Source organism: Novosphingobium sp. BL-S-33 (assembly GCF_056857025.1).
In genome coordinates, this window is record NZ_CM166474.1 from 586,954 (window position 1) to 599,118 (window position 12,165).

8 protein-coding genes are annotated in these 12,165 nt (G+C 64.3%); 6 read left to right on the top strand and 2 right to left on the bottom strand.

The features are described 5' to 3' along the window. The first annotated feature begins 131 nt into the window (after window positions 1-131). Window positions 132-2,015: a potassium transporter Kup gene (locus AC1VVM_RS02650; protein WP_482955795.1), complete on the top strand. Its 1,884-nt coding sequence runs from the start codon at window positions 132-134 to the stop codon at window positions 2,013-2,015. A gap of 329 nt (window positions 2,016-2,344) precedes the next feature. On the opposite strand, the gene AC1VVM_RS02655 is transcribed toward AC1VVM_RS02650, so the two are convergent. Next, a complete protein-coding gene (locus AC1VVM_RS02655; protein WP_482955796.1) occupies window positions 2,345-3,334 on the bottom strand; it encodes a bile acid:sodium symporter family protein in 990 nt (329 codons plus the stop codon). Between the two features lie 36 nt (window positions 3,335-3,370). Further along, window positions 3,371-4,393, bottom strand: coding sequence for an aldo/keto reductase (locus tag AC1VVM_RS02660; RefSeq protein ID WP_482902676.1), 1,023 nt, complete (start codon window positions 4,391-4,393; stop codon window positions 3,371-3,373). Window positions 4,394-4,766: 373 nt separating this feature from the next. On the opposite strand from AC1VVM_RS02660, the gene AC1VVM_RS02665 reads away from it, so the two are divergent. The 5 genes from AC1VVM_RS02665 to AC1VVM_RS02685 all read left to right on the top strand — a co-directional run bounded on the left by AC1VVM_RS02665 (window position 4,767) and on the right by AC1VVM_RS02685 (window position 11,921). Next, complete coding sequence (locus AC1VVM_RS02665) at window positions 4,767-7,187, top strand: TonB-dependent receptor (protein WP_482955797.1); 2,421 nt, start codon at window positions 4,767-4,769, stop codon at window positions 7,185-7,187. A 431-nt stretch (window positions 7,188-7,618) separates the two neighbouring features. Then, complete coding sequence (locus tag AC1VVM_RS02670; protein WP_482955798.1) at window positions 7,619-8,050, top strand: YybH family protein; 432 nt, start codon at window positions 7,619-7,621, stop codon at window positions 8,048-8,050. Window positions 8,051-8,631: 581 nt separating this feature from the next. Next, window positions 8,632-9,921, top strand: a complete 1,290-nt coding sequence (locus tag AC1VVM_RS02675; protein WP_482902678.1) for an MFS transporter — start codon at window positions 8,632-8,634, stop codon at window positions 9,919-9,921. A 99-nt stretch (window positions 9,922-10,020) separates the two neighbouring features. Further along, window positions 10,021-11,223, top strand: coding sequence for an aromatic ring-hydroxylating oxygenase subunit alpha (locus AC1VVM_RS02680; RefSeq protein WP_482955799.1), 1,203 nt, complete (start codon window positions 10,021-10,023; stop codon window positions 11,221-11,223). Between the two features lie 212 nt (window positions 11,224-11,435). Further along, complete coding sequence (locus AC1VVM_RS02685; protein ID WP_482955800.1) at window positions 11,436-11,921, top strand: VOC family protein; 486 nt, start codon at window positions 11,436-11,438, stop codon at window positions 11,919-11,921. Window positions 11,922-12,165: the final 244 nt, after the last annotated feature.

Sequence of the window (12,165 nt, forward strand, 5' to 3'; positions counted from 1 at the left end):
CCCGTCAATGGGTGACGGAATGCGAGATGGCCCCGGGAGCCGTTAAGGTTCCACGGGGAATTGCCCGTTACGCATAAAGATCGCATAAAGCCCGTGGCGCTTTCGCGCGCGCGAGACTAGGCGCCGAAATTATGAGCGAGTCTTCCGGGCACCACGCCCCCAATGAAAGCCTTACGGCGCTGGCAGTCGGCGCAATCGGGGTCGTTTTCGGCGATATCGGCACATCGCCGCTCTATGCGCTCAAGGAAAGCTTCATCGGCCATCACCCGCTGGTGGTGGACCGCATGCACATCTTCGGGGTGATCTCGCTGATGTTCTGGACGATGATGCTGATCGTCACCGTCAAGTACGTCTTCATCATCCTGCGGGCAGACAATAACGGCGAAGGCGGCAGCCTGGCGCTGCTGGCGCTGATCGGGCGCAAGCTGGGCAAGTCGCGCTGGACCGGGCTGATCGCCATGCTGGGCGTCATCGCCACTGCACTGTTCTATGGCGATGCCATCATCACCCCGGCCGTCTCGGTGCTCTCGGCGGTCGAGGGGCTGACCGTGGTGAACGAGGGCTTTGCCGAATTCGTGCTGCCGATTGCGGTGGTGATCCTGATCGGGCTGTTCTCGATCCAGTCCCACGGCACCGCGACCATGGGCAAGCTGTTCGGGCCGGTGATGATCGTCTATTTCCTGGTCTTGGCCGGGCTCGGGCTGTCCTCGATCGTCAAGGCGCCCGAAGTGGTCTGGGCGCTCAGCCCGTACCATGCGATCGAATTCTTCGTCATCAATCCCAAGCTCGCGTTTCTGGCGCTGGGCTCGGTGGTGCTGGCGGTGACCGGCGCGGAAGCGCTCTATGCCGACATGGGCCACTTCGGCCGCAAGGCGATCACGATCTCGTGGCTCTACATCGCCTTCCCCTGCCTGCTGCTCAACTATCTGGGCCAGGCTTCGCTGGTGCTGCGCAATCCCGACGCGATCCAGAACCCGTTCTTCTTCATGGCGCCCGACTGGGCCCGCCTGCCGCTGGTCCTGCTGGCGACGCTGGCAACGATCATCGCCAGCCAGGCGGTGATCTCCGGCGCCTTCTCGGTATCGCAGCAGGCCGTGCAGCTCGGCTTCCTGCCGCGCCTCAAGATCATGCACACCAGCGCGACGGCGGCGGGCCAGATCTATGTCCCGCTGGTCAACTGGGGCCTGCTGGTCATGGTCGTGCTGCTGGTGTTCGGCTTCCGCACCTCGGGCAATCTGGCCGCGGCTTACGGTATCGCCGTGACCGGCACGATGCTGATCACCGCCTGCCTGCTGGGCGTGCTGACCTATGCCGTGTGGAAATGGCACCCGGTGGTCTCGATCGGCGTCACGGCGGGCTTCCTGTTCATCGACGGGCTCTACTTCGCGTCGAACGTCACCAAGATACCTGACGGCGGCTGGTTCCCGCTGCTGGTGGCGGCGGTGGTGTTCACCCTACTGACCACCTGGGCGAACGGACGCCGCCTGATGCGCGAGCGCCTGCGCGAGGATTCGATCCCCTTCGCCACCTTCATCCGCTCGGTCGGTGAGCGCGTGCGCCGCGTTCAGGGCACCTCAATCTTCCTCGCCTCCTCGAACGACGGTGTGCCGCCGGGGCTGCTGCACAACCTCAAGCACAACCACATCCTCCACGAACGCGTGGTGATCCTGACCGTGGCCGGACAGGGCGTACCGCACGTCGCCCCCGAAAACCGCGCCGAAGTGGAAGCGCTGGGCCAGGGCTTCTACCGCGTGGTGCTGCGCTACGGCTTCATGGACGATATCGACATCCCGGCCGCGCTTGCCGGCGAAGACCGCGCCGGCGGCCCATTCAAGCCGGTGGAGACCAGCTACTTCCTCTCCCGCCAGACGCTGATCCCGTCGAGCCGTCCGGGCATGGCGATCTGGCGCGAAAAGCTCTTCGCGATCATGGTCCGCAACGCCCAGAGCGCGATGGAGTTCTTCAAGCTCCCCACCAACCGCGTGATCGAACTGGGCAGCCAGTTGGAGATCTAAGGCGGGAGGTCCTTTCAGGTGGACACACCTTAGCCCCTACCTCACGCCGCCCTCACGCGATACTCTTCGTCGCCCCCGCGCAGGCGGGGGCCCCGCTTTCTTCTGCCACCTCTCGTGTTGGGCAAGAGAAGCGGGATCCCCGCCTTCGCGGGGATGACGGGATTGGGAGCGCGAGGTGTTCACTTCACTTCACCTCCCCCCTCCGGTCCGACCTCCCATCCCGCTCAGGCTGAGCTTGTCGAAGCCCCCGCGAGCGTGGCGCAAGGCCTCCATCCTTCGACAGGCTCAGGATGAGCGGGGTGGAATGGGCGGGAGTGGAGGAGGATAACCTACTCAGCCGCCACCGGCTCCCCTTCAGCCTCAGCCTGCGCTGCCATCCGCCGCGCCAGCACCGCACAGACCATCAACTGGATCTGATGGAAGAACATCAGCGGCAGGATGATCGCCCCCACCTGAGCAGGCGGAAACAGTACCCCTGCCAGCGGCACGCCGGTCGCCAGACTCTTCTTCGAACCGCAGAACAGGATCACGATCCGGTCCGCGTGGTTGAAGCCCAGCACCCGCCCGAGCACATTGCCCACCACCATCACAACTGCCAGAATCCCCAGCGACAGCGCCGCGATCAGCCCGAGTTCGGCCAAAGTCACCTTCTGCCACAGCCCTTCGAGCACGGCGGCCCCGAACGCCGTGTAGACCACCAGCAGGATCGAACCGCGATCGGTATAGCCCACCAGCTTCTTGTGCTTCTGCACGAAGCCGCCGATCCACGGCCGCAGCAGATGCCCGGCCACGAACGGCAGCAGCAACTGGACGGCGATGGCAATGATCGGATCGGTCGAGAAGCCCTGCGTCTTGCCGGTGATGAACACTGCCGTCAGCACCGGGGTCACGAAAATCCCCGCAAGGTTGGAGAACGAGGCACTGCACACTGCCGCCGCCACATTGCCCCCGGCAATCGCGGTAAAGGCGATCGATGACTGCACCGTCGAGGGCAGCAGCGTCAGGTAGAGCACGCCCATCGCCAGCGACGGCTCCAGCCCCGGAATCGCGCTGACGCCCAGCCCGATCAGCGGGAAGATCCCGAAGGTCAGGCTCGCCACGGTCAGGTGCAGCTTCCACGCCCGCGCCCCGTCGAGGATCGCCTGGCGCGAGAGCTTGGCGCCGTGAAGGAAGAACAGCAGCGCGATGCCTGCATCCGCCGCGCCGCCCGCGATCCCCGCCCACATGCCGCGCGCCGGAAGCACCGAGGCAAGACCCACGGTCGAGATCAACAGCAGTAAATAAGGATCGATGTTCAGACGGGCGAGAAGGCGAAGCATGGGCAGTCCTGATCGAATGGGGAAACGAAGGTAAAATCAGTCGGGAACGGGGCCGGACCCTGCACCGGAATCGCGAATGGCGGCAGCGATCCCGGCGCGGTCGTCGTCGGTGAGCACAAGGTTCGCCCCTGCCACCCAGCCGTCGACTTGCGCCGGGCTGCGCGCGCCGACAATGGCCCCGGTCACGCCCGGCACCGCCAGCACCCAGGCCACCGCGACCGCCGCCTGCGAAACGCCGTGGCTCTCGGCCACCGGCTTCATCGCCGCCGCCACGGCCAGATTGCGCGTCAGGTTCTCGCCGGTGAAATCGGCATGGCGCGAGCGCCAGTCGTCGGCGGCAAGCCCCGCCGCCCGCTCGGCCGAGAACGCGCCGGAGAGCAGGCCCGACTGCATCGGGCTGTAGACGATCACGCCGGTATCATGCGCCAGACACCATGGCAGCTCGCGCGCGATGGCATCCCGCTTCAGCGCCGAAAGCGGCGGTTGCAGCGTATCGACATGCCCCAAGGCCTCGGCCGCCGAAAGTTGATCGGCATTGTGGTTGGACAGCCCCACCGCGCGCACTTTGCCCGCCGCTTTCAGATCGAGCAGCGCGCCCCAATATTCGTCGAGCGCGGTGCCGTCCTCGGCGGGCCAATGCATCTGCAAGAGGTCGATCCGCTCGACCCGCAGGCGGCGCAGCGAATCCTCGCACTCGGCCACGATCGATTCCCGCCGCCCGACGCGCAGCTTCGACTGGCGATCGTTCGGGTCCCAGACCTGCCCGCACTTGGTGAAGACGTAGGGCCGCCCGGCCTCCGGCATTTCGGCGAGCGCTTTTGCCACGACTTCCTCGGAATGGCCGAGGCCGTAGATCGCGGCGGTGTCGATCCAGTTCACCCCGCGTTCGACCGCATGGTGGATCGCCCGGATCGAATCGGCATCGTCCTGCGCGCCCCAGCCGACGGCCCAGTCCGGCCCGCCGATGGCCCAGGCACCGAAGCCGACGCGGCTGATCGCCATGCCGGTCTGGCCCAGCGGGCGGGTTGCAGGCGGTACGTTCAGGACGGTGGCAGTCATGACAGGGCATCCTTTTCGGGGCCGGTTGCCCCTCCCCTGCCCCATGGCAGGCGCGGGCGGCACGGTCTTGTCGCTGAGACCGCCATCGGCTTGACGCGAGACGCCATGGACCAGTGATGAACGGCGGCGAGCGCTGCAACGCAAAAAACGCAAGCCAGTTCCCGATTACCCGAACCCACCCCAAAACGGCGCATTTGCGCGCATCCCGTTCCTCTCGCCGGAAGGGTCCGGGTTGCAGCGGTCAACTACTTATTCGCAACTGCACAAGACCGCACTGTCATCGAACCGCCAAGTTCCCCCTCAAGCGGCCAACCCAGCAGCAAGCATGAGCCGCAGCCCGGGAATCGAATGACGACCTGTTCGGGGAGCTGACATGAGAACCAAGTCCACTTTCGCCTACGCCCTGGCATCGGGCATCTCTTTGCTTGCATTTACCTCGGCCGCGCAAGCCGCCGAAACCGCTCCGGCCGCCGCTGCTGCCGAGCCCGCACCCGATCCTGCCGGTGACGGCCAGTCCGGCCTGACGGATATCGTCGTCACTGCAGAGCGCCGCAACGTGAGCCTCCAGCAGGCTCCGCTTTCGGTGAGCGCGATCACGTCCGACACGCTCCGCGCGGGCAATGTGACCGACATCACCGGGCTCAACGGCACTGTCCCCGGCCTCGTCATCGCCAAGAGCGGCGGCGGCGAGCGGGTCATCTCGATCCGCGGCATCGGTTCGGAAACGCCGGAAAACACCAACACCCAGCCGGGCGTGTCCTACCACATCGACGGCGTCTACATCTTCAACTCGATCGCCGCGAGCGCGGCCTTCATCGACGTGGCGCAAGTCGAAGTGCTGCGCGGCCCGCAAGGCACGCTGTTCGGTCAGGGATCGACCGGCGGCACCATCAACGTCGTCTCGATCGAGCCCAGCACCGATGCGCTGAAGGGCAACGTCAACGCCGGCTTCGGCAACTACAACTACATGGAAGGCTCCGCCGCGCTGAACGTGCCGGTAACCGACACGCTCGCCATTCGCGGCGCCTTCCAGTTCACCAAGCATGACGGCTATGCCCACGCCACCGAAGTACCCGGCTTCAAGAAGTACGATCTCGACGATCAGGACGAGATCGGCTGGCGCCTCGGCGCCAAGTGGCAGCCGCTGTCAAACCTGTCGATCACGGTGAACACGATCCAGTTCAGTTCGAACACCAATGGCCCGGCCCAGAAGAACATCCTCGACCCCGAGCCCGATCCGCGCATCCTGACGCAGGACTTCCCCGGCCGCTCGGTGGTGAAGACCCAGCTCTATACCGGCGTGGTGAAGTGGGATACCTCGTTCGCCACGATCAAGTCGATCACCGGCTACCAGAAGCTCCATTCCGAGCAGGCCTGGGATGCCGACGGCCTCGACACCACGCTGTTCTACCAGAACACCTACAACCCGGTCAGCTACACCGGCGTCAGCTACGACCACGTGCCGCTCTGGGCATCGGACACCAAGAGCTGGAGCCAGGAGCTGAACCTCACCTCCAACGGCAACGGCCCGTTCCAGTGGGTGCTCGGCGGCGTCTACCTGCATTCGGAGAACAGCCAGTACGTCAACGAATACCGCAGCGACGACGACAACTTCCTGCAGCAGGCCCTGCCGGAAGACACGGCATGGAACGATCCGCTGGTCGGCAACCTGACCTATGCCGAACTGTCCTCGATCAAGCGTGAGCTTTACGCCGTTTTCGCGCAGGGCACTTATGCGCTGACCGACCAGCTGAAGCTGACCGCGGGCGCGCGCTATAACCACGACAAGTCATCGGGCATGTACGATTCGATGTCGGGCGGCGTATCCGACCAGACCTCGGGCGCCTACCTCCAGCCCGCCTCCACCGGATCGCGCAGCGACCACGCCTGGACCGGCAAAGTGGCGCTCGATTACCAGATCACGCCCAGCAACATGGTCTACGTAAGCTACACGCGCGGCTTCAAGCCGGGCGGCATCAACAGCGCCTCTTCCGCTTGCGGCGGCGCCTACTGCATCTTCGGCTGGGAAGATTCGATCAAGCCCACCTACAAGAAGGAAACCGTCGATTCCTTCGAGATCGGCAGCAAGAACCGCTTCCTCGACGACACGCTGCAAGTGAATGCCTCGGCCTTCCTGTACAATTACAAGAACATGCAGTTCCTTGAGGAAGACCCCGTTCTCTATGGCGAGGGCATCAGCAACGCGCCCAAGGCGCGGGTCTACGGCCTGGAACTGGAAAGCACGTACGCGCCGACCGACCATCTGCGCTTCGACGCATCGATGTCGTGGCTGGAGGGTGAGTTCACCTCGCACTACTACGCGTTGGACCCGAACAATGCCGCCAGTGCCCAGAACGCCGCCGGTTTCCCGGACTATCTGTTCTGGACCAACTTCTACGCCGCCTCCCTCGCCCGCGATGCCGCGCGCGAGGATATCAAGGGCAACCGCATTCCCAAGCTGCCGCGCTGGCAGGGCAATATCGCGGCCACCTGGAACGGCGAAGTCGGCCCGGGCAAGCTGACCGCCCGTGCCCAGTTGATCTATCGCGGCAAGTACCAGTACCGCCTGTTCAACGAAGGCGCGGTGGATCTCACGCCCTCGTACACGCAGGTCAACACGATGCTGAAGTACGAGCCCGAAGGCACCAATGCGGATATCACCCTGCGCGTGATCAACCTGTTCGACAAGAACGGCATCAACTCGCGCTTCTCGGACCCTTACGGTTCGGCGCAGGTGATGGACACCTACATCCCGCCGCGCCAGCTTATCCTCTCGGTGGGGTACAAATTCTAAGAGGGAGCCAATCGGGTCGCACCATTGGTTTTTGGGGGGAACGCGTCGGTTGCAAGGCCGGCGCGTTCTTCTGTTTGCGATGGCGAAGGCAGCGAGTCCGTCCAAAACTCCCGTCGCCCCCACGAAGGCGGGGGCCCCGCTTTTCTTGGCAACCTCCCGCCCAGCACAAAAGAAGAAGCGGGATCCCCGCCTTCGCGGGGATGACGAAGAGAAAGCGGCTGAATTACTTCCCCATCCCTCTCATCCTGAGCCTCCCACCCCGCTCATCCTGAGCTTGTCGAAGGATGTTGGATCAGCGCTACGCCTCTGGGGCTTCGACAAGCTCAGCCTGAGCGGGCTTGTCGGAATGACGGCGCGAAAGCTCCGGCAAGTGACATGCCTCAAACGATCGCCTAGACTGGGCAAGCCGACGAGGATGATCGGAGGAAGCGATGGCATTTGCGGGAATGCTTGAGGACCGCTTGGCGATCCGGGAATTGTACGGCGCTTATAGTGCCGCGGCGATGAGCGAGGACCGCGATCTCTATCTTTCCTTTTGGGCCGAAGATGGTGTGCGTGTGTCCCGTGATGCAGAAGCCTGCGGAAAGGCGGCGATCGCGGAGCAATGGGACGGCATCTGGTCGATTGTCGGCCAGATGGGGTTCTTTACCGAAATCGCCTCGATCACCGTTGAAGGGACCACAGCCTCCGCGCAGGTCTATTGCCGTGAAATCGTGGTGCTGAAAGATGGCCGCGTGTGGAAGCTGATCGGCAGATACGACGACACGCTTGAAAAGCAGGCGGGCGAGTGGCGCTTCAAACGGCGCGTTTACGAGATCGTTCTGAACGAAAGTGCTGCGGAAACAAACACGTCCGTCTCGTAAGTGCGGAAACGGGGCGGCGACACGCTCGACACATGAGGGGGAGAGTGTGGCGTCTCAACAAAAAACCTCGTCGTGGCAACCTCTCGCCCTGCACAATGGAAGAAGCGGGATCCCCGCCTTCGCGGGGATGACGAAGAGAAAGCGGCTGAATTACTTCCCCATCCCGCTCATTTTGAGCCTCCCCCCGCTCACACCACTCATCCCCTTCACACCGCTCATCCTGAGCTTGTCGAAGGATGTTGGATCAGCGCTACGCCGCAAGGGGCTTCGACAGGCTCAGCCTGAGCGGACTTGAATGGCCGGATTCAGGAAGATGGGAAACTTCCTCCTCCCCCTCCTCCACGTCATCCTGAACTTGTTTCAGGACGACGATTTGCGGATAACTACCGTTTCTCCATCGTCATTTCGGCTTCCGCAATGTCGAAGAGAACGGAAAGGCGGCTTTCGGCGCGCAACCAACATCCCCATCCCCCAATCAACTATTGAGTCGCACACCATCAAGAGTGTGCAGGTGCAGCATGTAAGCCTGCAGGGCATGATGGTCCGGCGATTCCGCGGACCGTGAGCCCGCAGGAGTTGTCATGTCGCCCGGACTGTCCGCGCCCAAAAGCATATCGCGCAGCGCCTTGGTCATGTTCGCCGCCTCGCTCGGCTTCTTCTTCGTGACCGCCACCACCTTCACCTCGCTTGGCTACGTGCTCTATACGATGGTGGCCGAACTCGGCTGGTCGAAGGCCGCTGCCGGACTCAGCTTCTCGCTGCTCGGCATGGCCTGCGGCATGGCCAGCCCGCTGCCGCCGATGCTGATGAAGGCGATCGGCACGCGGCTGACGGTCTTCGCGGGCTGTCTGGTGCTGGCCATCGGCTTCCTGATCGCCTCGCAGATCCATCACCTCGAACTGTTCTTCGTGGCGACGACGCTGATGGGCGTGGGCTTCTCGCTCGTGGCGCCCTCGCCCGCCGTCTATCTGCTGGCGACGTGGTTCCCGCGTACCTCTTCGCGGATGATCGGCTTCTACTTCATGACCGGCGCGGCGGGCGGCATTGCCGGGCCGCTGATCGTCGGCACCATCGTCGGCCTTACCGGCAACTGGCGCCTGCACTGGATGGTCATGGCCGCCAGCGCGCTGGTGCTGGGCGTGATCTCGCTCGTCTGCATCCGCGACGCGGTGAAAGTGGAGAGCGTCGATCAGGTCAAGGGCGCGGGCCACGAAAGCGACGGTCCCGCCGCCAGCCCGTGGACGGTGAAGCAGGCACTGATGACGCCCAGCTTCATTATCCTCGCCCTTGCCATGACCGTGGTGCAGACCGTGGTCACCACCACCCACTCGATCCTTGTCGCGCATATCGCCAATCTCGGCCAGGGCGCGGCGCCGGGCGCCATCGCGATGAGCCTGCTGGCTTTCGCCGGCACCGGCGCCAAAGGCGTGACCGGCACCTTGTGCGAGCGCGTCGATCCGCGCCGCATCTTCATCGCCGGGCTGGCCGTGCAGGCACTGGCCATGGCGCTGCTGTGGACGGCCAGCCACGTGCTGGTGGCAACGGTCGCCGCCGCGCTGTTCGGCATGGGCTGGGGCATGGCCTGGCTTTCCGCGCATATCCTGCTGCTGCGCTACTTCGGCGCGGGCATCGCCGGAGACATGACCGCGATGGCCACCACCGTCACCACGCTTGCCGTGTTCGGCCCGATCGGCGCCGGCCGCATTGCCGACGTGACCGGCGGCTACGGCCCGGCGCTGCTGGTCCTCGCGCTGATGCTGGCAGGCGCGACGGCCATGTCGATGCTGTTCCTGCGGGCCCCCGCTTCGGGGCCGCGCCGCGCCGGGGAACCGGAACTGGCGGAAGCGACCGAACTGGTCCCGGCCGAATAGGGACTCGCCAAAAGTCCCTGCGCCCACCGCCAAGAACCTCCGGCCAAGGTCCGCTAGCGTCCTTCAGGCGCAAGGGGCCAACATACGGAAATGCCAGCAATGACCATTCTCACCGACAAGTTCATCGACAGCCTGGAAAGCTCCACGCTGGGCACGCTGGAAGCCGAGACGCTGCCGGCGGAATGCTATGTCGACGAGGAATTCTACCGCTTCGAGAAGGCCGCGCTGTTCGAGCATGAATGGCTCTGCGTCGGCCGTGCCGAATGGCTGGAGAACCCGGGCGACTTCTTCACCGTCACCCGCGCCGACGAGCCGATGGTGATCTGCAAGACGCGCGACGGTTCGATCAAGGCGCTGTCCTCGGTCTGCCAGCACCGCGCGATGCTGGTCGCCGAAGGCCACGGCAATGCCCGCGCCTTCGTGTGCCCCTATCACCACTGGACTTACGACCTCGACGGCACGCTGGTCGGCGCGCCGGCGATGAACCGCACCTGCAATTTCGACAGGAAGGCCGCCAGCCTGCCCGTCATCCGGCATGAGATCTGGCACGGCTTCATCTTCGTCAACTTCGATGCCGATGCCGCCCCGCTGACCCCGCGCCTTGCCGGGCTGGAAGAGGTCGTCGCCAACTACGATTTCGCCAACCTGCGCGGCCCCCGTCCCGAGGAACCGACCGTGTTCCCTTGGAACTGGAAGGTCATGCTGGAGAATAACAACGACGGCTATCACGCCAGCCGCCTCCACGCCGGGCCGCTGCACGACTTCATTCCCAGCGGCCTTGCCAGCTTCCCCGAAGTGCCCGCCGAATCCGCCGGCTATTACCGGCTGAACGGCACGCTCCACAAGAACGCGGCCTTCAACGCGACGCAGAAGGCGGTCTTCCCGGTGTTCCCCAAGCTGACCGAGGAAGAGCAGAACCGCCTGCTCTTCGTGAACCTGCCGCCCAGCCTCTCGCTGGTGGTGCTGAACGACACCGTGCTCTACCTCATCATGGACCCGCGCGGGCCGGAGTGCCACGCGTTGACCATCGGTACGCTGATGGTGCCCGAGGCGATGGACGATCCGCTCTATGAGCTGAAGATGAAGATGAACGACACCGCGGTCGAGGAGATCGTGGGTCAGGATTTCCACGTCGACGAACTGGTACAGCAGGGCCTGCGCTCCAAGTTCGCGCCGCGTGGTCGTTATTCCTGGCAAGAGGGCGCCCAGCGGCTGCTCAACGTCTGGCTGGTGGACCGCTACCGCGCCGAGTGGGATCGCCGTCGCGGTCCTTCTGCTCCGGTCACGCGGATACGCGCCTGATTTCGCAAGTTCCGTCACTCATTCCCGACGGCTGCGGCGTCCGACCCAAGTCGGGCGCCGCCTTTTTTATGTGTGTGCGGTTAGGTGCCGTTCGGGTGCGTTTAGGTGCACTTGTGGAGGGACGCTGGAAATCAAGGATTTGTGCGCCTCGTGCCGCGCATGCAAACTCCCGCCAGCTACGCCTTGGTCAACCACCAAGGGAGCCTTTCGCAATGACCAACACGCTCATCTTCGTCGATTTCGCGACCGACGATCCTGCCAGAGCCGGCGAATTCTACGCCGAAGTCTTCGGCTGGGAGAACGATGCGCGCCCGCACGGGATCTACCACCGCATGGTTCCCGGCGGCTTCTTCCAGAACAAGGACGGCACCGACAGCCAGATCGGCAACCTCCACTTCGGCGTGTTCGACGCGAACAATGCGCGTCCTCATCCGAACCCCGAAGGCGTCGAACCGCGCACGCTGGCGACCGAAGGCCGCAAGGCCCGCATCTGGGTGCTCGTGTCGGACGACGACAGCCACGAACGCATCCTCTCCACCGCCGAAAAGCTGGGCGGCAAGGTGCTCTGGCGCGACCACTACTGGAAGGAGTTCAACGGCTACAACCACGCCTTCGCCGATCCCTGGGGCAATGAGATCCTCCTGTGGGGCAAGGCCGGTGAGAATCCCGAGATTCCGGCGAGCTACACCAAGGAATAAGCCGAATTCCGGGGAGCTCCGAACCCGCAGCACCCCGGAAACCGCAGACGTATCACCACCGAATCCCGTCGTCCCCGCGAAGGCGGGGACCCCGCTTTTCTTGATACGTAGCCAAAGGCAGCGGGGCCCCCGCCTTCGCGGGGGCGACGGAGTTTTGTTGGAGGGGAACTCCACTCACCTCACCCTCCCCCACCAACAAGTTCTTGTGCGCTTTCCCGCAAGACCATCCGCCCCCGCTCTCCCT

What these genes read in the sequence shown, in the direction of transcription:
- AC1VVM_RS02650 (WP_482955795.1), top strand. Translation starts at nt 132, where the DNA reads ATGAGCGAGTCTTCCGGGCACCACGCCCCCAATGAAAGCCTTACGGCG.
- AC1VVM_RS02655 (WP_482955796.1), bottom strand. Translation starts at nt 3,334, where the DNA reads ATGCTTCGCCTTCTCGCCCGTCTGAACATCGATCCTTATTTACTGCTG.
- AC1VVM_RS02660 (WP_482902676.1), bottom strand. Translation starts at nt 4,393, where the DNA reads ATGACTGCCACCGTCCTGAACGTACCGCCTGCAACCCGCCCGCTGGGC.
- AC1VVM_RS02665 (WP_482955797.1), top strand. Translation starts at nt 4,767, where the DNA reads ATGAGAACCAAGTCCACTTTCGCCTACGCCCTGGCATCGGGCATCTCT.
- AC1VVM_RS02670 (WP_482955798.1), top strand. Translation starts at nt 7,619, where the DNA reads ATGGCATTTGCGGGAATGCTTGAGGACCGCTTGGCGATCCGGGAATTG.
- AC1VVM_RS02675 (WP_482902678.1), top strand. Translation starts at nt 8,632, where the DNA reads ATGTCGCCCGGACTGTCCGCGCCCAAAAGCATATCGCGCAGCGCCTTG.
- AC1VVM_RS02680 (WP_482955799.1), top strand. Translation starts at nt 10,021, where the DNA reads ATGACCATTCTCACCGACAAGTTCATCGACAGCCTGGAAAGCTCCACG.
- AC1VVM_RS02685 (WP_482955800.1), top strand. Translation starts at nt 11,436, where the DNA reads ATGACCAACACGCTCATCTTCGTCGATTTCGCGACCGACGATCCTGCC.